The organism is Ruegeria sp. YTSA144 (assembly GCF_059610125.1).
In genome coordinates, this window is sequence record NZ_JBXWNA010000001.1 from 1,200,485 (window position 1) to 1,220,908 (window position 20,424).

20 protein-coding genes are annotated in these 20,424 nt (G+C 59.0%); 4 read left to right on the forward strand and 16 right to left on the reverse strand.

The genetic code is table 11. The annotated features are described in order from the left end of the window. Positions 1–83: 83 nt before the first annotated feature. On the forward strand, positions 84–971 hold the full coding sequence (locus tag AC2FF8_RS06040; RefSeq protein ID WP_496879182.1) for a YHYH protein: 888 nt from the start codon (positions 84–86) through the stop codon (positions 969–971). A 49-nt stretch (positions 972–1,020) separates the two neighbouring features. Here the strand turns inward: AC2FF8_RS06040 and AC2FF8_RS06045 are convergent, their stop codons facing one another. From AC2FF8_RS06045 to AC2FF8_RS06055, 3 genes are all read right to left on the reverse strand, one after another. Continuing rightward, entirely contained in the window at positions 1,021–2,763 is a 1,743-nt protein-coding gene (locus AC2FF8_RS06045; RefSeq protein WP_496879183.1) for a peptidoglycan -binding protein, read from the reverse strand. A gap of 3 nt (positions 2,764–2,766) precedes the next feature. Further along, positions 2,767–3,945, reverse strand: a complete 1,179-nt coding sequence (locus AC2FF8_RS06050) for a biopolymer transporter ExbB (RefSeq protein ID WP_170346033.1) — start codon at positions 3,943–3,945, stop codon at positions 2,767–2,769. 69 nt (positions 3,946–4,014) lie between these two features. After that, the gene (locus AC2FF8_RS06055; protein ID WP_170346032.1) at positions 4,015–4,545 is read right to left on the reverse strand and encodes a gamma-glutamylcyclotransferase; all 531 of its coding nucleotides are present in this window, start codon (positions 4,543–4,545) and stop codon (positions 4,015–4,017) included. A gap of 67 nt (positions 4,546–4,612) precedes the next feature. Here AC2FF8_RS06055 and AC2FF8_RS06060 point away from each other — a divergent pair, with 67 nt between their 5' ends. Continuing rightward, complete coding sequence (locus AC2FF8_RS06060; protein ID WP_496879184.1) at positions 4,613–5,611, forward strand: DUF2125 domain-containing protein; 999 nt, start codon at positions 4,613–4,615, stop codon at positions 5,609–5,611. Here the strand turns inward: AC2FF8_RS06060 and AC2FF8_RS06065 are convergent. The 4 genes from AC2FF8_RS06065 to AC2FF8_RS06080 all read right to left on the reverse strand — a co-directional run bounded on the left by AC2FF8_RS06065 (position 5,608) and on the right by AC2FF8_RS06080 (position 9,920). After that, positions 5,608–6,441: an extensin-like domain-containing protein gene (locus AC2FF8_RS06065; protein ID WP_496879185.1), complete on the reverse strand. Its 834-nt coding sequence runs from the start codon at positions 6,439–6,441 to the stop codon at positions 5,608–5,610. The two genes, AC2FF8_RS06060 and AC2FF8_RS06065, sit on opposite strands and share 4 nt — an antisense overlap. Continuing rightward, entirely contained in the window at positions 6,438–7,358 is a 921-nt protein-coding gene (locus AC2FF8_RS06070; protein ID WP_170346029.1) for a prephenate/arogenate dehydrogenase family protein, read from the reverse strand. The genes AC2FF8_RS06065 and AC2FF8_RS06070 overlap by 4 nt, the downstream gene beginning before the upstream one ends. Then, positions 7,355–8,440, reverse strand: coding sequence for a histidinol-phosphate transaminase (gene hisC, locus AC2FF8_RS06075; protein ID WP_496879186.1), 1,086 nt, complete (start codon positions 8,438–8,440; stop codon positions 7,355–7,357). The genes AC2FF8_RS06070 and hisC overlap by 4 nt, the downstream gene beginning before the upstream one ends. A 64-nt stretch (positions 8,441–8,504) precedes the next feature. Continuing rightward, positions 8,505–9,920, reverse strand: a complete 1,416-nt coding sequence (locus AC2FF8_RS06080) for an aminotransferase class V-fold PLP-dependent enzyme (RefSeq protein WP_496879187.1) — start codon at positions 9,918–9,920, stop codon at positions 8,505–8,507. Between the two features lie 102 nt (positions 9,921–10,022). On the opposite strand from AC2FF8_RS06080, the gene AC2FF8_RS06085 reads away from it, so the two are divergent. Beyond that, positions 10,023–10,484 (forward strand): Lrp/AsnC family transcriptional regulator, encoded by a 462-nt coding sequence (locus AC2FF8_RS06085; RefSeq protein ID WP_496879188.1) that lies wholly within the window; start codon positions 10,023–10,025, stop codon positions 10,482–10,484. 126 nt (positions 10,485–10,610) lie between these two features. On the opposite strand, the gene rpsD is transcribed toward AC2FF8_RS06085, so the two are convergent. The 7 genes from rpsD to ugpB form a co-directional block, all read right to left on the reverse strand. Then, positions 10,611–11,231, reverse strand: coding sequence for a 30S ribosomal protein S4 (gene rpsD / locus AC2FF8_RS06090; RefSeq protein ID WP_496871453.1), 621 nt, complete (start codon positions 11,229–11,231; stop codon positions 10,611–10,613). Positions 11,232–11,472: 241 nt separating this feature from the next. After that, positions 11,473–11,793 (reverse strand): hypothetical protein, encoded by a 321-nt coding sequence (locus tag AC2FF8_RS06095; RefSeq protein ID WP_496879189.1) that lies wholly within the window; start codon positions 11,791–11,793, stop codon positions 11,473–11,475. Between the two features lie 424 nt (positions 11,794–12,217). Further along, positions 12,218–13,165: a glycerophosphodiester phosphodiesterase family protein gene (locus AC2FF8_RS06100; RefSeq protein WP_425078857.1), complete on the reverse strand. Its 948-nt coding sequence runs from the start codon at positions 13,163–13,165 to the stop codon at positions 12,218–12,220. After that, on the reverse strand, positions 13,165–14,220 hold the full coding sequence (locus AC2FF8_RS06105; RefSeq protein ID WP_257599309.1) for a sn-glycerol-3-phosphate import ATP-binding protein UgpC: 1,056 nt from the start codon (positions 14,218–14,220) through the stop codon (positions 13,165–13,167). The genes AC2FF8_RS06100 and AC2FF8_RS06105 overlap by 1 nt, the downstream gene beginning before the upstream one ends. 3 nt (positions 14,221–14,223) lie before the next feature. Continuing rightward, on the reverse strand, positions 14,224–15,060 hold the full coding sequence (gene ugpE, locus AC2FF8_RS06110) for a sn-glycerol-3-phosphate ABC transporter permease UgpE (RefSeq protein WP_152459916.1): 837 nt from the start codon (positions 15,058–15,060) through the stop codon (positions 14,224–14,226). A gap of 20 nt (positions 15,061–15,080) precedes the next feature. Then, a complete protein-coding gene (ugpA, locus tag AC2FF8_RS06115; protein ID WP_152459032.1) occupies positions 15,081–15,962 on the reverse strand; it encodes a sn-glycerol-3-phosphate ABC transporter permease UgpA in 882 nt (293 codons plus the stop codon). Positions 15,963–16,023: 61 nt separating this feature from the next. Then, entirely contained in the window at positions 16,024–17,334 is a 1,311-nt protein-coding gene (gene ugpB / locus AC2FF8_RS06120) for a sn-glycerol-3-phosphate ABC transporter substrate-binding protein UgpB (RefSeq protein ID WP_496879190.1), read from the reverse strand. 172 nt (positions 17,335–17,506) lie between these two features. On the opposite strand from ugpB, the gene AC2FF8_RS06125 reads away from it, so the two are divergent. Further along, positions 17,507–18,409: a LysR substrate-binding domain-containing protein gene (locus tag AC2FF8_RS06125; protein WP_170346021.1), complete on the forward strand. Its 903-nt coding sequence runs from the start codon at positions 17,507–17,509 to the stop codon at positions 18,407–18,409. Between the two features lie 144 nt (positions 18,410–18,553). Here AC2FF8_RS06125 and AC2FF8_RS06130 read toward each other — a convergent pair whose 3' ends face one another. After that, the gene (locus AC2FF8_RS06130) at positions 18,554–19,414 is read right to left on the reverse strand and encodes a D-amino-acid transaminase (RefSeq protein WP_171363942.1); all 861 of its coding nucleotides are present in this window, start codon (positions 19,412–19,414) and stop codon (positions 18,554–18,556) included. A gap of 10 nt (positions 19,415–19,424) precedes the next feature. Next, complete coding sequence (dgcA, locus tag AC2FF8_RS06135) at positions 19,425–20,390, reverse strand: N-acetyl-D-Glu racemase DgcA (RefSeq protein WP_496879191.1); 966 nt, start codon at positions 20,388–20,390, stop codon at positions 19,425–19,427. Positions 20,391–20,424: the final 34 nt, after the last annotated feature.

Here is a 20,424-nt window from a genome sequence, read left to right on the forward strand (position 1 = left end):
TCTGTCGGCAGCATGAAATGCGACGGAACCAGGCTTCTGCTGCGTGTCATCTTCAATGATGAACACAAAACAGGGATCGGCACGTGAGCAAAATTTCAATCCTCTGGGGCGCCGCCTTTGCCCTTTCTGCCGCGGCCGCGGTGGCAACCGCACAGCACAGGTTTCGCTATCACGACGAAACGACCGCAGAACCGCTGAGGTTGGTGCCCGCAACCGAAAACCCCGGAGAAAACAGCGCCTCGGTGAAAGAGAAAGGCGGAAAAATCAAAGTGACGGGCAATGGCATTCCTGATCATCTGGTTGGCCTGTTTCCAAACCGAGGCAATCCGCACCAGATCGAACAGCAGAAGGTCAGGTTGAAATTGCCTGCACAGCCCGCAGCCGAAGGCGCAGTCACGCCGCTGCAAATGGGGTGGAACTTTGGCGTGTCGCTCAATGGGGTTGTGTTTGACCCGCTGGCGGCCGAGTTCTGGCATGGCGACCCCCGCTCCGGGTGGTCCTACGATGCGTTGGGAGGTGGCATTTCTTTAGGGCTGGATGCCAACTATGCCCATGTACAGCCGAACGGAAAGTATCACTATCACGGTGTACCGACAGGGTTGGTCAAACGTCTGGGATGGTCACCGTCCGAGCACTCACCGTTGATCGGCTACGCCGCAGATGGCTTCCCCATCTATGCTGTGACTGGTGTTGTTGCGGGCAAAGTGACTGAAATGTCGTCGTCCTATCGTCTGAAATCCGGTCGCCGCCCCGGTGGCAATGCACCGGACGGGCGGCATGACGGCACCTTCAACGAGGATTACGTTTTTATTCAGGGTCACGGCAAGTTGGACCAATGCAACGGCGCCTTTACCGTTTCAGCAGAATACCCGTCAGGAACCTATGCGTATTTTCTGACCGAGGATTACCCGGTGGTGCCCCGATGCTTCATGGGCACACCAGATCAGAGCTTTCGCTTCGGCAGACGGTAATCGGTTTGGCCCCGTCACGCGGATTGCGCAGCCAAGAGTAAGGGTCTTGCTATCTTTCCGTGAGTTTCAGCTCGATCCGGCGGTTCTGTGCCCGCGCCTCGGGCGTGTCAGCCGGGTTGACGGGCTGGAACTCTCCAAAACCGTTCGCAGACAGACGGTTGGGTGGAATGCCCAACGCGTCGACCATATAGCGCACAACAGACAACGCGCGACCCTGGCTGAGTTCCCAGTTGTCCCGGTATCGGCCCGAACCGGCCAGCGGAACGTTGTCGGTATGGCCGTCGACCCGGATCACCCAGTTCAGGCCGGGCGGAATTTCGGCGGCGACACTGCGCAGGATGTCGGCAACTTTCGCAACCTCCTGCCGCCCTTCCGCGGACAGCACGGCTGATCCTGTCGGAAACAAAACCTCGGACGAAAAGACAAAGCGGTCGCCTTCAATCCGCACGCCTTCCTGATCGCCAAGGACATCCCGAAGACGTCCGAAAAACTCCGAACGATAGCGTTGCAGATCTTCCGCCTGCGCTGCCAGTTCCTCATTCTGACCGGCCAGGGCTTCGGCCTCGGCCTCGAGACGCAGACGTTCGGCTTCTTCCAGCAGGCGGCGGCGGCGTTCTTCCGAAGCGGCACGGGCCAGCGCGGCATTCAGGTCCTGCCCCAAAGTCTGGATTTGGATCTCGGCGGCCTCGTTGCGCTCTTCGAAATCGTCCAGCAGGGCCTGCAATGACCCCAACTGCCCGCGCAAGGCGGCAATCTGCTGGTTCAGCAGGGCCGCCTCACGCTGGGCCTCGGCAGAGATTTCTTTCTCCTCCGACAAGGTCGACTCGGCCAGCGCCAGCAAGGCCTGCCTTTGTTCGGCCAGAGTGCGTTGCTCATCAGCATCCGCCTGCGCTTGCGTTTGCGCCTCCAGGGCGGCTTCAAGCTGGGCGCGCAATTCCTCAGGGCTCACGTCGCCGAATTGCCGCTCAAGCTCAGCCCGCGCGGCTTGCGCGGCGGCCAGAAGGGTCAGCGTGTCTTCGGCCTCCTTGCGTTGTGCCTCCAACGCGAGCGTCATGGCCGTCAGCTCGGCATCTGCATCCTGAAGTCGGTTTCGCAATGCCTCAGCAGCAGCAGCTTCGGCCAGACGGGAGGCTTCCTCATCGCTCAGTTGCTGTTCAAGGGCCGTGATTTCCGCCGCGCGTTCCTTGCCGCTTTGCTCGAGATCCGCAACCATTGCTTCCAGCGCCTCGCGGCGGGCGGCTGCCAAACGGGCCGCTTCGGTCTGTGCATCGATTTCGTCGCGACTTTGTGCAAGGGCAAGGTTCAGCGCCTCTTGTTCCGTCAGCAATTGCGCGCGCTCGGTCTCAAGCGCGGCAATGTCGCCCAAAGCCTGTTCCTGTTCGGCAAGCAGCGCCGCAACCTGTGCTTCGAAATTCGTGATACGGGTCTGCGCCTGATCCAGCGCGGCGGCCTGACGGTCGCGTTCGGTACTCAGCGAAGCGATCAGTGACTGCGCTTGCGCCAGATCGTCTTCGGCCTGCGACAGTGTCGTGTTCAACGCACCCAGCCTTGCCTGCAAGCGACTGTTTTCACGCTCTTCCAACCCCAGCGCGCCCGCAAGCGCTGCAACTTCGTCTGCCAATGTCGTCAGTTCGTCTTCCTGCCCCGAGATGGTTTCTCGCAACACGAACTGAATCACCATGAAGATGGTCAGAACGAAAGTCAGCACCATCAACAGCCCCGTCATCGCGTCCACGAATCCGGGCCAGACCGAGCCCTGAAAGCGTTGACCGGTGCGGCGGGACAGCGCCATGGGCTACTCTCCTTCCGGCGTGGTGCGCACCGCACCCCGCGGCAGAGTCAGGGCCTTGACCAGCAGTTCGATATCCTTGCGGAATTCGTTCATGCTTTCCTGCCGACCCGCCGAAATCTCTTCGAGAATGCGCAGCAGTTGCACATCCATCGAGCGCAGGCGCATCCGGCTTTCGGCATCGATGCCATCGCCTGCACCGTGTTCGCGCATGTGGTCAAGCAACGCATCCTGCCCCAGCGCGACACGCTCCAGAGCAGACGTGACGCTTTCGGTATTGGCCTGACGATTGTTCATCTCGGCAATCACATCGACCAGTTGCCCCAGCTTGGCCGAAACCTCAGCCCGCTCACTTTCCTGAGCGGCGAACAGATCCTGCAATGCATCCATCTGTTCGGACATGGCATCCAGCACAGGTGTCAGTACGGCGATCTCTGCCCCGCCCTCTTCGCCGCTGGCAAATCCAACGCGGGTGATCGAGGACAGCCATTCTTCGAGCTCGCGATAGAAGCGGTTCTGCCCGTGCCCGGCAAACACTTCGAGCAGACCAACAATCAGCGATCCCGCCAGACCCAGCAGAGACGACCCGAACGCAACACCCATCCCCTGCAACTGCGCCTCGAGCCCCGTCATCAGACGATTGAAGACGGCCAGCCCCTCTTCGCCTTCCTGCGGGTTCAGGCTGCGGATTGTGTCGACAATGGCTGGAACGGTTGTCGCCAGGCCGAAGAATGTACCCAGCAGACCCAGATAGATCAGAACGTTGGTTATATAACGCGTGATTTCCCGTTCTTCTTCGACACGCTCGGCCACGGAATCCAGAATGGACCGGGTAGAGGTGGAGCTGATCTGTGAGCGCGCGCCTCGCTCGCGCAGCAGCGATGCCAAAGGCGCCAGCAACTGTGGTGTGCGCGCATCTTCGCGAACAACACCACCGACAAAGGCCTCGATCCAGCGCACGGACCCGATCAGCTGCGTAACCTGATAAAAACAGGCGAAGACGCCGATAAAGAACACAATCAGGATGAAGCCATTCAGATACGGATTGGCATAAAAAACCGGCAAAACGTATGGAAGCGCCAGAAACACCCCCAGCCCGGACAGGCCGATCGCCATCAACATCAACAGAATTTGTCGAATTGGATGCGAGAAATGGGGTCTCGCGCCCTGATGTGCCTGCGCCATGCGCGTGGTTCCCGATTTTTGCCTGCTTTGCGTCGAATCTAGCGGGATTCCGCGCGTGACGCCAAGAGTTTATGCGGTGATATCGCGGACCCGTTGCGCCAACCACTCAAGATCGTGATCACGCAGGCCGATCTCGGCCAGATGTTCGGCAGTATTATAGAGGTATTCGTCATTCGGCCCACGCCCGCCGACCGCATGTGCGATGATCCGGGCCTGTTCCTCCAACGGCATCCCGCCGCAATACTGGACGTGGTCGGCATCGATCACATAGGTCACGGCATTTACGACGCCTCCGCTTTCCAGATGCACGTCCAACATACGTTCGACATAGGCCGAGGAAATCAACTCGCGCTCGCGCAGCTCGTGCAGCGTGCGGTCTTCGTGCCCCGCCTCGACCGCAAGGGCCAAACCGGTGCAACTTGCGTTCGCCTGTTCGTCCAGTGCCAGCACCAGGCCCGGTTTTTCCTCTGTCCCGCGGTGGTGGATCGAACTCATGCAAAAGGACCGGGCAAACCCGTGCAACGTCGCGCGTTCACTGCGTGCCACCGGAAAGCCCGGATTCCACAGCAGTGATCCATATCCGAATACCCACATCGTCATTGCACTGGTCCTTGCCTGTTTCGGCCTATAAACATCAATTCCAAGGCGGGAAAAAGGGCCATTTCGGATGCGTCTGATACGAGTGTTGATTTTTGTTACCCTTGCGTGGAGCGCGTATTGGTTCGTGGCCGGGTATGGCCTGCGCTCTGCGATCACTGGCTGGTTCGACCAGCAGGAGGCACGCGGCTGGCAGGCGGATTTCTCGGATGTCGCAACGGCCGGGTATCCAACCCACCACATGACCCGTCTGAACAATCCGGCACTGGCGGATCCGGTAAATGGCACGGCGTGGAGCGCGGACTGGATCGAATTCAAAAGCCCGGCCATCTGGCCCGGTCGTCAGGTATTGCGCTTCGCTGACACACCGCAACGCCTGTCATACTTCGACCAGACATCAACAATTGTGGCTGACGAATTGCTTGCCGAGCTGCAATTGCAGCCGGGCGTCTCGCTCGTGCTGGAAAAAATGGCTTTGACGGCCGGGGCCTGGTCGGTGACGGAAAGCTCCACCACGCTGGCCTCGGGTGACACGCTAAGCCTGATCATGGAACAAACGACAGTTTCGGAAGCCTATGCCATCACCGCCCGCGCGGATGGGTTCACACCGGGGGAAAGGCTGCGGGCTGTGATGCATTCCGCAAGTTCCTTGCCACAAAGCTTTGAAACGCTGGAACTGGAGATGGTCACCACCTTCGACAAGGTTTGGAGCCGGTCCGCCCTCGAAGACGGCCGTCCGCAGCCCGTGGCCATCGACCTGCGTCTGGTCGAAATCAAATGGGGTGAGTTGCGCCTGTTCGCGACCGGCGATCTGGACGTGGACGCCCAGGGTATTCCGACCGGAGAGATCGCCGTCAAAGCCGAAAACTGGCGCGACATGATCGCCATGGCGAACGCGGCGGGCGCCCTGCCCGATCAGGCCGTAGATCCCGTCACCCGAGGGCTGAACTTTCTGGCAGGGCTGGGCGGCAACCCCAACGCGCTGGATCTGCAACTGAATTTTCGCGATGGTTTCGTGGCGCTCGGGCCATTGCCTTTGGGCCCCGCCCCGCGCCTGATCCTGCGTTAACGGCAGTAAGGTCCGCTGCGGTAGCGGGCCGTATCAAGGTGGAAATGATCCTTGTGATAACGATCTGAATTTGGCCCCAGCACGGTGCCGAACGGACCGCACGCCCCGCGCCAGATTTTCTTGAGCTGTTTCTGAGACGGGTTCTTGCGCCACCCGTTCAGGACGGTCACCACCTCACCGTCGGCCATTTTGAAACCTGAGATATCGATCGCACGACCCTTGCCATGTTCGGATATCCGCGCGCCTTTGCGGTTGTTGCGGGTTCGGCAGGCATAATGGGCGGCGATTTGCAATTCGACAACGGGCCCGCGGCGTTTGAAGGTGGGTTTGACGGTCTTGTCGACCCACTTGTTCAACGCAATGGCGGTGCCACAATCCATAGTCGAGGGACGGCTGAGCGTCACACCTGAAACCGAGGTGATCTGCACCGCGTCCTTGACACCGCAGGCTGAATTCTTGCTGCCCACGCGGCCAACAGGCTTGCCCTGAATGGCAATATCCCCGCAAACAGACCCTTTGCGCAGCTTGCGCCTTTTGAACAACACCTGCTGTTCGACGGACTCGGGTCGCAAATAAGGCATCAAGGACGTGTCCGGCCCCAGAAGTGGCAGTTCCGACGGGCGCGCCGCCGCGGCGGTGACTTGCGGGGAAACCGGGCGCGAAACCGGACGCAGGTTGGCAGTGTCAGAGGGGGCAGGCGTGCTGACAGCCTGCTGAACAAGCGAGGGACGCATGAGAGGCACCAAAGACTGGTCAAGGGGCGCCGCCTGAACTGGCCCGGCACCCAAAGCCACGACCCCGATCAGAATATGCCCCCAGCGCAGTCTCATGAACTTGCCTTTCCCCGCCCAAAGTCCGGTGCATCCGTATCCTGCCCGGCATCGATAATGCCGCGACGAATAGCACGGGTGCGGGTGAAGTAGTCAAATAGATGATCACCGTCCCCGGTACGGATGGCGCGTTGCAGGGCAAAAAGCTCTTCGGTGAACCGGCCCAGGATTTCCAGCGTCGCATCCTTGTTGGACAGGAACACATCCCGCCACATGGTCGGGTCGGACGCGGCAATCCGGGTGAAGTCCCGGAAACCGGCAGCCGAATACTTGATGACCTCGCTGTCGGTCACCCGTCGCAGATCGTCGGCCACGCCGACCATCGTGTAGGCGATCAGGTGCGGCGCATGGGACGTCACGGCAAGGACCAGATCATGGTGATCCGCATCCATCTCATCGACATTCGATCCCATGCCCTCCCAAAGCGCGCGCAGGCGGGCAATGGCATCCGGATCCGAACCCTCGACCGGGACCAACAGACACCAGCGATTGTCAAACAGCTCGGCAAACCCGGATTCAGGGCCGGAATGCTCGGTCCCAGCCAAGGGGTGCGCGGGTATGAAGTGCACGCCGTCGGGGATGTGCGGTTGCACCGCCCGAATGACGTCCCGCTTGACCGAACCCACATCCGAAACGGTGGCGCCGGGTTTCAGCACGGGTGCAATCTCTTTTGCAACTGCGCCCATAGCCCCTACAGGCACACACAGGACGACAAGATCGGCACCTTCGACCGCATCGCGTGCCGTGTCGCAAACACGGTCGCACAATCCAATCCTGCGTGCCGTTTCTCGGGTTTCCTCGGACCGGGCATAACCCGTCACTTCCCCGGCCAGCCCTGCACGTTTCATCGCCCAGAACATGGACGAAGCAATCAGGCCCAGCCCGATCAGCGCAACGCGGTCGTAAATCTGGCTCATGCTGCGCCCTCTTTGAATGCAGTGATCGCCGCAACCACACGGCGGCAGGCTTCTTCGTCGCCCACGGTGATCCGCAAGGCGTTCGGCAGGTTGTAGCCTGCAACCCGGCGGACAATCAAACCCTGCGTTTTCAGGTAGTCGTCGCAGGCCTCGGCTTCGGCCTGATCGCCAAAACGTGCAAGGATGAAGTTGGTGCAGGACGGGTCCGACGGCACGCCTGTCTTGGCCAATTGATCGGCCAGCCACACGCGAAGCCGCGCGTTTTCGGCCTGACAGAAGGTCAGGAATTCCACATCGTTTACCGCAGCTTCGGCCGCCGCCAATGCGGTCAGCGACAGGTTGAACGGCTGGCGCACCCGGTTCAGCACGTCGATGATCGGGCGGTGCGCATAGCCCCATCCGACACGCATACCGCCCAGCCCGTACACTTTTGAGAAGGTGCGCGTCATGATTACATTCTCATGGGCGTCAACCAGCGACGCCCCGCCATCGAACCCATCGACAAATTCCGCATAAGCGCCGTCCAGAACCATCAGGCAAGTATCGGGCAGACCCAGCGCCAGACGTTCCAGTTCGTCGTTCGAGATCATGGTCGAGGTTGGATTGCCGGGATTGGTGACAAACACGATCCGCGTCTGCCCCGTCACCGCGGCAAGAATGGCATCCACATCCACCTTGCGGTCACGCTCGGCCACCATGACCGGCGTCGCACCGGCCATGCGGGCGATGATCGGGTACATGGAAAACCCGTGCTCGGTATAGATCACCTCGTCCCCCGGCCCCGCATAGGCCTGAGCGACGAACTGCAATACCTCGTCGCTGCCGACACCGCAGATGATCCGCGCCGGGTCCAGCCCATGGCGTGCGCCGATGGCCGCGCGCAGGCTCGCGTGGTCGGTGCTGGGATAACGATGCAGAGTGGCCGCGCTGTCGCGCACCGCCTCTATGGCCCTGGGGCTGGGTCCAAAGGGGTTCTCGTTCGAGCTCAGCTTGATCACATGCTCCACTCCCGCCACATGCGACTGGCCGCCCTGATACAGCGCGATGTCCATAATGCCGGGTTGTGGGGTGATCTTGGTCATGAGAGGCTCCGTTCAATGGGCCTCTCATACCTGTCTCAAAGGGTTGAGAAAAGCGGCAATTCCCTCATGCGGCCTTGAAGCGCGCTGTTGCCGGGTCAGCGTTGTAGTAAGGCGTGAATTCTTCGGTCCGGTGCGACAGGTCATTGACGCTGTCGATGATGAACTGAACCGTTTCCTCACTCATCAGATATGAGAAATTCAGGCGCACCCAGCCGGGTTTTTTCATTTCTTCCCCTGCGGACAAGGCAGCGTGCAGCGCCTCGGACGTTGCCTGATCGATCCCCAGCAAGCGGTGGGCATAGGGTCCGGCACAGGCACAGCCGCCCCGCGCCTGAATGCCGTAGATATCGCTGAGCATCCGGGTGAACAGCTGCTGATGCACGGGCCGACCCGCATTGTCGCGCACCAGGAAGGAAAAGATCGGCAGCCGATGCGCGCTCTCGACCCCAAGCAGGGTCAGGTTCGGGTTGTTCTTCCACCCGTCCAGCGCCATTTGATTGTACTGCGCCTCGCGCCGGGCGATTTCGTCCGTTCCGACGACATCCTTGACGATGAAGGCCAGCGCCGCACGAATGTCTCCGATCACGTTGGGTGTCCCGGCCTCTTCGCGGGTGGACAGATCGGCACTGTAGTCATGCCGCCACGGTGATACGAAGCTGACGGTTCCACCACCCGGCCAGCTGGGACAGGTCCGTTTCACGGCAGTTTGGTTCACAACCAAAACACCTGACGCGCCCGGGCCACCGGGAAACTTGTGCGGCGAAACCACGATCGCATCCTTGCGGGCATCTTCGGGTCCCATGTCCATCGGCAGGTAGGGCCCGCCACCGGCATAGTCCCAAACGGCCAAAGCACCATACGCCTTCAGCATCCGTGTGACCGGATCGGGATCGGTGATAATACCTGTTACGTTGGACGCGGCAGAAAACGATCCGACCACCAAATCGGCATCCGCATGGGCCTCGAGCGCGGTTTTCAGCGCATGCAGGTCCACACCACCGCCTTCGGCTTCGGGGATTTCGACGACACGTGCTTTGCTTTCGCGCCACGGCAGAATATTCGAATGATGCTCATACGGGCCGATCAAGACAATCGGCTGGTCAGCCTCTGCCACCCCTAGCAGGCTGACCAGCCGATTGAGCCCCGCAGTGGCGCCAGACCCGGTAAAGATCACCGCGTCCTCTTCCCGAGCACCAACAATGCGGGCTATTTCCGCCCGCGCTGCGCGGCGCAGACGTGTCATGTAGGATCCGCAGTAGGAGGCCTCGGTGTGACTGTTTGCGTAAAACGGCAAAACATCCTGCGCCACAAAATCCTCGACCTGCCGCAACGCGCGACCCGAAGCGACGTAATCCGCATAGACAAGCGGCACGTCTCCAAGCAGACCCGGGATCAGAACATTCTCGCCGATCAGACCATCGCGCAGATTTGAATTGTGAGTGGTGGAACAGAGTTCCGCACGAAATTTGGACAGGGTCATTGCATTGGCTCCTTACTGCCCTACCAATGTGATATTTTTGAACCGCGAAAACTTCACCTATCTTTGCGTGGATTTTTATAATTTTGTGTCATATGATCAGTTATGACATCAAAAATAGATCAAATTGACACGCGCATTCTGAAAGAACTGCAAAAGGACGCCACCCTGTCGCAGCGGGAATTGGCGGATCGTGTAGGACTTTCGCAAAACGCTTGCTGGCGGCGCTTGAAGGCCCTGAACGAAAACGGCGTCCTGATCGGGTCCACGGCCCGCATCGCGCGAGAGGAACTGGGGTTGAGCCTTGTCGTCTTTGTCATGCTCCGCACACGACACCACTCCGCCGAGTGGCTTCAGGCGTTTCGGAGCCATGTTCTGACGATCCCGGAAGTCGTGGATTTTCATCGGATCGGAGGCGATTACGACTATCAGCTGAAAGTCGTAACGCAGGACATGTCGTCATATGACAAGGTCTATCAACGATTGATCGAGAAGGTCGAGTTGGACAGCGTGACCTCGTATTTCGCGATGGAAGCGATCGCCGAAGGCAGACCCCTGCCGATCTGACCCGCACGTCATCTGGCCAACAACCCTCAGGGAAAGCGCGGGCTGTCGCGATGGCGGCAGCGTCCTCATCAAACAAAAAAGACCGCGCAAAAAGCGCGGCCTTTCGGAATTCGGTTGCTGCGAAGATCAGTTCTTCGCGTAGAATTCGACAACCAGGTTCGGTTCCATCATGACCGGGTACGGCACATCGCCCAGCGACGGAGTGCGCACGAAAGTCGCGGTCATTTTCGAGTGGTCGGCGTCGATGTAGTCAGGAACGTCGCGCTCGGCCAGCGCGGCGGCTTCCAGGACAACAGCCAGTTGCTTGGACTTGTCGCGCACCTCGATCACGTCGCCTTCTTTGACGCGGTAGGACGGGATGTTGACCCGCTTGCCGTTCACTTTGACGTGGCCGTGGTTCACGAACTGGCGCGCGGCAAAGACGGTTGCGACGAACTTGGCGCGGTAAACCACAGCGTCCAGACGGCGCTCCAGCAGGCCGACCAGGTTCTCACCGGTGTCGCCCTTCACACGCTCGGCTTCGGCGTAGATGCGGCGGAACTGCTTCTCGGTCAGGTCGCCGTAGTAGCCTTTCAGCTTCTGCTTGGCGCGCAGTTGCAGACCGAAGTCCGACAGTTTGCCCTTGCGGCGCTGGCCATGCTGGCCGGGGCCGTATTCACGACGGTTGACCGGGGATTTCGGACGACCCCAGATGTTTTCGCCCATCCGGCGGTCGATTTTGTACTTGGCAGACGTGCGTTTGGTCACGGCTGATCTCCTTCGTTAGGTCGAAGCCCTGACGGGCCACTATGAAGGGCGTTGTCCTCTTGAGGTCTCCCCCATGACAGGCATCCCCTTGCGGGGGCCACCAACACCAATGAAGCCGCGCTTATATCCGCGATGCCGGCGGAGTCAACACAGCATTCCGCAAAGTTCAGAAAAAACGATCGGGGCAGACAGCCAGCGGACCGGGCATCGCGCCGAAACTGTCTGGCGGCGCCTTGAAATCTTAGTTTGAGGTCGGGAAAGAAACGACCGTCGCGCCGCCTTTCGCGGCCGGGCTCGGGATCATCGCAAGCTCGGTCACTTCGACAATCCAGAACTCTTCATCCCGTGGCGGGCAAGCGCCTTCGAACACGAGAGTCCGCGACGTATCGTTGCCATCGCCAACAATCCTGGCAGTGAATGTCTGCGCACCGTTGGTAAGGGCAAGGGTTCCGGTCACATCGCCCGAAATCTCACGGACAATTGGAAACTGGCTGTTCACGTGGGTCGCAACGGCCCCCACATTTCCGATTTTTCCGATGCTTTGCTCGGCAGTCTCACTCATGACGATTGCTTGTCCACGCCATGACCATGCAGCTCCGACCGCCATGCAGGAAAGGGGCGCATCTTCAAGCCCGTCAATTTCCGTCTGACACCAGGAAATAGCTATTTGACCGTTTGTTCCGGCTCTCATCCGCCCACTCGCACTTACCAGCACCCCAACACTCAATTTTCTCCTTATCAGCACAAATTCCGGCGGAAAAGAGACAGAACTGTAGCAATCACAAGAATGTTGTTAATGTGACTTAATATTGCCGCCACCCGTTAGGGGTGACGGCCCGTCGATGACGGTTGTGACCAGCGATGGCCGAAACCAATGCCCCAAAAACACGCGTGTCCTGAGCGTCAACGGGGCTGAAGGGCCTTTGTTTGAGGCAATTTCAAATTGGCAGAAGAAATTCACCCACGTCGCCCCGGGGACGCCGGGATCACCGGTGCCCTGCGCGCCAACCGAAGCCTGACTCCGACAGTTGTCTTTGAACCCGCCCAGGATAGTCGGATACGATTGCATCCACGCCCAGATCGATCATCCTGCCGATATCTTCATGTTCATTGACGGTCCACACGACGACGCACAGGCCCAGTTCTTTTGCGCGCGTGACGTTTTCGGGCGTTACATCCGCAAAATACGGGCACCAAAGCGAACCACCGGCCTGCTTTACCAAGTCTGGTATTTCGTCGCGACGACCACGAAAGTCGGGACAAACGGATTTTGAGGAATCCTCGCCAACATCGTCGGCATTTTCCGGAAGTTGCGTCAGGTAGGATGAAGGCATATCCGAAGCTTGCCTCTGACATTCCGCCAACAGATTCCAATCGAAACTGTGCAGCACCGCGCGCGAAGACAAACCCTTGCCGCGAACGTCCCGAAGTACTCTCCGGACAAAGTTCTCTCGGTAAAGCGCATCATGGGCCAGGTCGGGGTCCGACTTCAGCTCGAGCATCAGATGGGCATCACTGTGTTTCGGGTCATCGACCAAATCGAGCAGATCCAACAACTTTGGCACATGGACGTCGTCCATTTGCGCCTGATCCGGGAAGCGTTGGCCATAGGCGGATTGCCCGTCCAGACGCCCGATATCGAATTGTCGGATCTGTTCGTAAGTCAGCGAGGATACTTTCGGCTCTTCCCCGGTCAGGAACACGCCATTGCTATCGCGGAAACTGGCCGAATGCAGGCGATGATTGTGCGTAATGACCGGCACATCATCGGCCGTCAGGACAACGTCAAACTCAAGAAGCGGGACGCCGATGGAAAGTGAAAAGTCGAAGCCGACCATGCTGTTTTCAGGCAACACGCCCCGTGCCCCCCGATGCCCCACAACCCGGATCAGGTTTTCGCCGCCGCGAAAGGCCTCAACCTGCTGAAACGCCATCAGCTTTCCAGCCTTCTGCCTGTCGCGTGGTCAAACAAATGCATGTTCTCCGGTGCCACCGAGAACCGCATAACAGGATGGCGTCCTTCGATCGGGTGGACACCGGGAAGGCTTGCGGTGATCGTGCTTTCAGAGCCCGACAGGTGACCGTGCAGCAACGTGTTGGCCCCAAGCGGTTCAGCCATCTGAATCGCGGCTTCAAGCGGGCCATTGTCATCCAACAACAGGTGCTCTGGTCTTATGCCAAGCTTCACGGCGCTGTCTGCGCCCCCGGAGGGTCCGACTTCGATTTCTCCGATCTTGATCGCCCCGTTTTCGCGCCGTGCTTCAAAAATGTTCATCGCCGGGCTGCCGATGAACTGCGCGGCGAACAGCGTTTGCGGGGTTTCATAGACTTCCAGCGGCGTGCCGATCTGCTCGGCGATGCCGCCATTCATCACGATCATCCTGTCCGCCATCGTCATTGCTTCGACCTGATCATGCGTGACGTAAAGCGCCGTGATCCCAAGTTTCTCCTGAAGTTCGCGTATTTCCAGACGCATCTGAACACGAAGCTTGGCGTCGAGGTTCGAGAGCGGCTCATCAAACAGGAATACAGCGGGCTCGCGGACAATGGCCCGGCCCATCGCAACCCTTTGGCGCTGACCGCCGGACAACTGCCTGGGTTTGCGATCCAGCAAAGGTTCAAGCTGCAACAGCTTCGCCGCCTGGGTCACCTTTTGATCGATCTGAGCCTTGGGCAACCCGGCGATCCTCAGGCCATATCCCATGTTCTGACGCACGGACATGTGCGGATAAAGCGCGTAGTTCTGGAACACCATGGCGATGTCGCGATCCATGGGCTCTTTGTCATTGGCGCGTTCACCGCCGATCCGGATTTCGCCGGACGTGATCGTTTCCAGCCCCGCCACCATCCGCAACAGCGTAGATTTACCGCAGCCCGACGGGCCGACGATCACGATGAACTCTCCATCGGCAATATCGACATCGACACCGTGGATCACATCCGTCGGGCCAAAGCTCTTTTTGACATTCTCTAAGGTAACTGTTGCCATTTCTTACTTCTCGCTATCGACAAGGCCACGGACAAAGAGCTTTTGCATCGACACCACCACGATGACCGGCGGGATCATCGCCAGAATGGACGTCGCCATGATCGTCGGCCAATGCGCAAAGTCGTCACCGGACGGAAACATCTGTTTGATACCCATCACGATGGTATTCATCTCGGGATCGGTCGTGATCAGCAGCGGCCAAAGGTACTGGTTCCAGCCATAGATGAACAGGATCACGAACAGTGCGGCGATGTTGGTCCGGCTCATCGGCACCACGATATCGATGAAGAACCGCATCGGTCGCGCGCCGTCGACCCGGGCGGCCTCGGCCAGTTCATCGGGTATGGTCAAAAAGAACTGACGGAACAGGAAGGTTGCCGTTGCCGAGGCGATCAGGGGAAAGATCAGCCCGTAATAGCTGTTGAGCATACCGAACCCGGCGACAACTTCGAACGTCGGAACGATGCGGACTTCGACCGGCAGCATCAGGGTCAGGAAGATCAGCCAGAAGAACGTCGTTCGTCCGGGAAAGCGGAAATAGACGATCGCGAAAGCCGACAGCAGAGAGATGATGATTTTGCCGACTGCAATTCCGATTGCCATCACCAGACTGTTGAACAGCATCGTGGCCACGGGCACATTTACCCCCGAGAAAAGCGCCGCCTTGTAGTTCACCCAGAACTGATCGCCGGGCACGACTGGCATCGGCGGTGAGACGATCTCGGCCTGGGTCACGGTCGAAGCCACGAAGGCAAGCCATATCGGGAAGAATATGATCAGGACACCGAGGATCATCAAAGCATGGGACAACCAGATGCCCGCGCCGCGTTTTTCGACCATTCCGTGTTGTTGGGCTGCCATCAGTAATGCACCCTCTTTTCCACGTATTTGAACTGGATGACCGTCAACAGGCCCACGACGATCAGCAAGATGACCGATTGCGCCGAAGACGAGCCGAGGTCCTGCCCCACAAACCCATCCGAGAAAACCTTGTAGACAAGGATTGTGGTCGACTGTTGCGGCCCGCCACCGGTGATTGTGTGGATCACACCAAAGGTTTCGAAAAAGGCATAAACAACGTTCACCACCAGCAAGAAGAACGCCGTCGGCGACAGCAACGGCAGCACGATCGTGAAGAACCGGCGCCAGAAATGCGCGCCGTCAATCGCCGCCGCCTCGATCACGGATCTTGGAACGGATTGCAGGGCAGCGAAAAAGAACAGGAAGTTATAGCTTATGCGCCCCCAGGCAGAGGCAACGACCACCAGCCCCATGGCTTCGGTGCCGTTCAGAACGTGGTTCCAGTCATACCCAAGCTGGCCGAGGTACCACGACACGACGCCGACGCGCGTGTTGAACATGAACAGCCACAGAACGCCCGCAACCGCCGGGGCAACAGCGTAGGGCCAGATCAGCAACGTCCGATAGACCCCGGACCCTTTGATCAATCGATCCGCAATGACCGCAAGAAACAAGGCAGGGATCATCGAGCACAACGTGACCAGCGTGGAAAACACCGCCGTTGTCACGAAAGAGGCGCGATAAAACTTGTCACTCAGCAGGAATTCAAAGTTGCCGAGCCCCACGAACTGGGACGACAGCCCGAACGGGTCAGGTATGAACAGCGACTGCCATATGGCCTGACCGGCGGGGTAGAAAAAGAAAACAGCGGAAATGATGACCTGAGGGGCGATCAACGCCAATGGCAACAGCCAGCCGCGAAAGGTGACGCGTTTTTCCATCCTGAAAACCCACCGAAGAAAGAAAATGCGGGCCCTGAAAAGGCCCGCATGACGTTACGACTTATTGATTGGCGGATTCGAACCGGCGCAGCAACGCATCACCGCGTTCCTTCGCGCTGTCCATCGCTTCCTGAGCCGTTTTCTCACCGGACCAGATCGCCTCGAGCTCTTCGTCGATGATGCCGCGAATCTGGTCGAACGATCCCAGGCGCAAGCCTTTCGAATTTGCGGTCGGCTCTTTCGCGGTCATCTGGATCACTGCGACGTCGGTGCCCGGGTTTTCGTCATAGAAACCAGCGGCACGCGTAACCTCACCCGCCTCTGTGGTGATTGGAAGATAACCGGTGTTCTGGTGCCAGGCCGCTTGTACGTTAGGTGATGACAGGAAGCTCAGGAACTCTCCGACGCCTTTGTACTCTTCGGGCTCATGACCCTCCATTACCCAAAGAGACGCGCCACCGATGATGGTGTTTTGCGGTTCACTGGTGACGGATTCCCAATAGGGCAGCGGACGCACGTCAAAATCGAACTCGGCCTCGGCCTTGATGCCGGCGTATCCGGCCGAACTTTCGGTGAACAATGCACACTCGCCTGACCGGAAGTTCGCACCGCCTTCGTTTCTGCGACCGGTATAGATGAACTTGCCGTCCTTGGCCCAGTCACCCATTGCGGTCAGATGTGCAACCTGCACCGGACCGTTCAGCATCAGTTCGGTATCCAGACCGGCAAATCCGTTGTCACGTGAGGCAAAGGGAACGTCGTGATAGGCTGACAGGTTTTCAAGGTGAATCCAGCTTTGCCATGCCGTCACCAGCGGGCAATCCTCGCCACCCGCCTTCAGCTGCTCAAGGACTTCGCCGACATTTTCCCAAGTGGACAGATCCGTGTCCGGATCAACGCCCGCCGCTTGCATGGCATCGCGGTTGACCCACAGGACCGGCGTCGAGGAGTTGAAGGGAAGCGACAGCATCTCTCCGTCAGTGGTTGTGTAGTAGCCTTTGACGGCGCCAATATACGCGTCGGGATCAAAAGACGCGCCGCTTTCGGCCATCACTTCATAGACCGGCTTGATCGCCCCTTTGGCTGACATCATTGTCGCCGTGCCGACTTCGAACACCATCAGGATATGCGGCTGCTCACCGGCCCGGAAGGCAGCAATCCCGGCATTCAGGGTTTCCGAGTAGTTGCCCTTGTGGCTTTCGACCACGACGAACTCATCCTGACTGGCGTTGAATTCTTCAACCTGTCCTTTGACAAGTTCCCCAAGGCGACCGGTGAAGGCATGCCAGAACTGGACTTCGGTCTGCGCCATTGCCGCCAAGGGGGACAAGGCCGTGGTGATGGCAAGAGCGCCAAGCAGATTCTTTTTCATGATTCCTCCCATGCATCAGGGTTGATGCTTCGTTGATTACCGACCGCAACGCGTAAACGGCACACATGACGATTTCACGACGTTAACGTTACAAAAATATAATTCAAGGCCTATCTACTTGGTGAAAAAATAACATAGTGTTATGAAACGGCGCAACAGATCGGGATCGGCAATGAGTCAAATTCTGAGAGTTCGGCAGTTGGAGGCCCTGATGGCCGTGACCACCAAAGGGTCTGTCACGGCCGCCGCGGCTGATCTGGGCGTAACCCAACCAGCTGTCAGCAGATTGCTGTCCGATCTTGAGAAATCGCTTGGGTTTCAGCTTTTTGACCGCCGCGAGGGCCGATTGGTGCCAACGCAGGAGGTTCGTTACCTCTTGCCCAGCGTCGAGCGCGTTCTCGAATTGATGCGGCAAATCTCTGATGTCAGCCAGGATATCACACAACGCAAAGCAGGGCACATCCGTGTCGCTTGCCTGCCGGGATTTGCCACCAGCCATTTGCCCAAAGTCGTCGCCGGTTTTCTGAAAGATCGGCCCGGCGTCACCCTGACGATCGAACCTGACAGACCTGAACGCATTCTGGAATGGATGATCGGCGAGCAGTATGATTTCGGTATCACTGACAGCTTTCACGGTCATCCGGCGGTAGAAAGCAGGGACATCGACGTTCGCACGGTATGCGTGTTCCCCACCGGGCACGAGTTGGAAGGCCTTTCCGAAGTTACCCCGGCGGATCTCGCACATAGCAAAATCATCCACACCCGACGCGACAGCGACTTTTTCGGGCGGCTTTCGAAAGTATTTCAACATGCCAATGTCGAATTGAACTCGCATATCGAGGTCAGGCAGTTCACGGCAGCATGCGAATTGGCGCTGGAAGGTGCCGGTGTCTCGGTCGTAAGCGAACTGGATGCTGTCCAGTATACGTCGAGGGGGTTGAGTTATCGGCCGTTCAAGCCGTTTTTGACGCATACCCTCTCGTTGGTGCGTCCAATTTTGAAGCAACCGTCATTGGTAACGCTGGAATTCATCGAACAGTTTCAGGAAAGCCTGGACCCTTTCAAAGTCGGGTAACACGGCCTTTCGGCGGAAAGTCGCATGTGATCTGCTCATGCTCGGCGGGATCGAAGGCGACTCTCCCTGTCCTGCCCCGGATCCGACTGATGTTGGCACGGCGCCGCAGCAGTTTACCGCAACGCCGTCCGACGTGGTGTTTCTTCAGATCGCGGCCTTTCGGCTTTCATCCAGGTAAATTTCACGAAGGCGTTTGGCTATCGGCCCGGGTGTACCATCACCCAGCGCGACTCCGTCGATTTCCACCACGGGCATCACGAAAGCACTGGCCGAGGTTGTGAACGCCTCGTCAGCCTCTTTGGCTTCGTCGATGGTAAACAGGCGTTCTTCAACTTCCATCTGCGCTTCGGCCGCCAGGCGCAGCACGGCCTTGCGGGTGATCCCGTGCAGGATGTCGTTGGACAGCGGGCGGGTCACGATCTTGCCGTTCTTGACGAAATAGGCGTTGTTGCTGGTGCCTTCGGTTACAAAGCCGTCCTCGACCAGCCATGCATCATCGCACCCCGCTTTCTTGGCCATCATCTTGCCCATCGAAGGGTAAAGCAGCTGCACGGTCTTGATGTCGCGGCGACCCCAACGGATGTCCTCGATCGAGATGATCTTGGCACCTTTCCGTGCCGCCGGACTGTCAGCCAGCCCGGGCTTGTTCTGGGTGAACAGAACGAGGCTGGGTTTGGTATCGGCCGAAGGGAAGACAAAATCCCGGTCACCGTCACTGCCGCGCGAGACCTGAAGGTAGACCAGGCCCTCTTCGATACCGTTCAGATCAACCAGCTTGCGATGGATTTCCAGCAGCTCTTCCTTGGTGCAGGGCTCGGCCATCTCCAGCTCGTCCAGAGACCGCTTCAGGCGTACTGCGTGACCTTCGAAATCAATCAGCTTGCCATCCAGTACACTGGTCACTTCGTAAACCGCATCAGCAAACAGGAAGCCACGGTCAAAGATGGATACCTTGGCCTCGGTCTCGGGCAGGTATTCGCCATTTACATAAACGGTTCGGGTCATGTTTGTCTCCTCAGCCCCAGAGCGCCGCTTCGGGCGGGTGAACTCCGGCGTCGTCAAAAATCAGCGGGGTGTCGCGGTCTTCGGCCAACAGAAGCGGGCCGTCAAGGTCCGTCACCATCGCACCCTGCGCCACCAGTGTCGCAGGCGCCATGGCAAGCGAGCTGCCAACCATGCAGCCGACCATGATGTCATACCCTTCCGCGATTGCGGCTTTGCGCAGCTCAAGCGCTTCGGTCAGGCCACCGGTCTTGTCGAGTTTGATGTTGATGACATCGTATTTGCCCATCAGCCCGGGCAGGCTGGCGCGATCATGGCAGGACTCGTCGGCGCAGACGGGCACCGGGCGGTCCATTCCAATCAAAGCGTCGTCGTCACCGGCCGGCAACGGTTGCTCGACCAGCGCCACGCCCAGACGTACCAGATGCGGGGCGAGGTCGGCGTAAACCTCGGCCGACCAGCCTTCGTTCGCATCCACGATGATCTTGGCGTTCGGCGCACCGGCGCGCACCGCCTCAAGCCGCGGCATGTCATCTGGCGTGCCCAGCTTGATCTTCAGAAGCGGGCGATGCGCGTTTTCGGCCGCCTGGGCCTGCATCGCCTCGGGCGTGTCCAGCGACAAAGTGTAGGCCGTGATCTCAGGTCCGGGCACCGGCAGGCCAGCCAAATCCCAAGCGCGCTTACCCGCGCGCTTGCTTTCCAGATCCCACAAAGCACAATCCAAGGCGTTCCGGGCGGCACCGGCAGGCAGCAGATCCATCAGCGACCGACGGCTGAACTCAGCAGGCAGACCGGCGATCTCGGCCTCGACCGACTCGAGCGTTTCGTCATAACGCGCATAAGGAACGCACTCGCCCCAGCCCTGATGCGTTCCGTCCGACACCCGCACCGTCAGCACCTTTGCTTCGGTCCGAGACCCGCGCGAGATGGTGAACACCTGCGCCAACTGAAACACATCGCGAGAGACCTCTATCTGCACAGGCCCGCTCCTTCATCTTTTTCCAAATACTCCC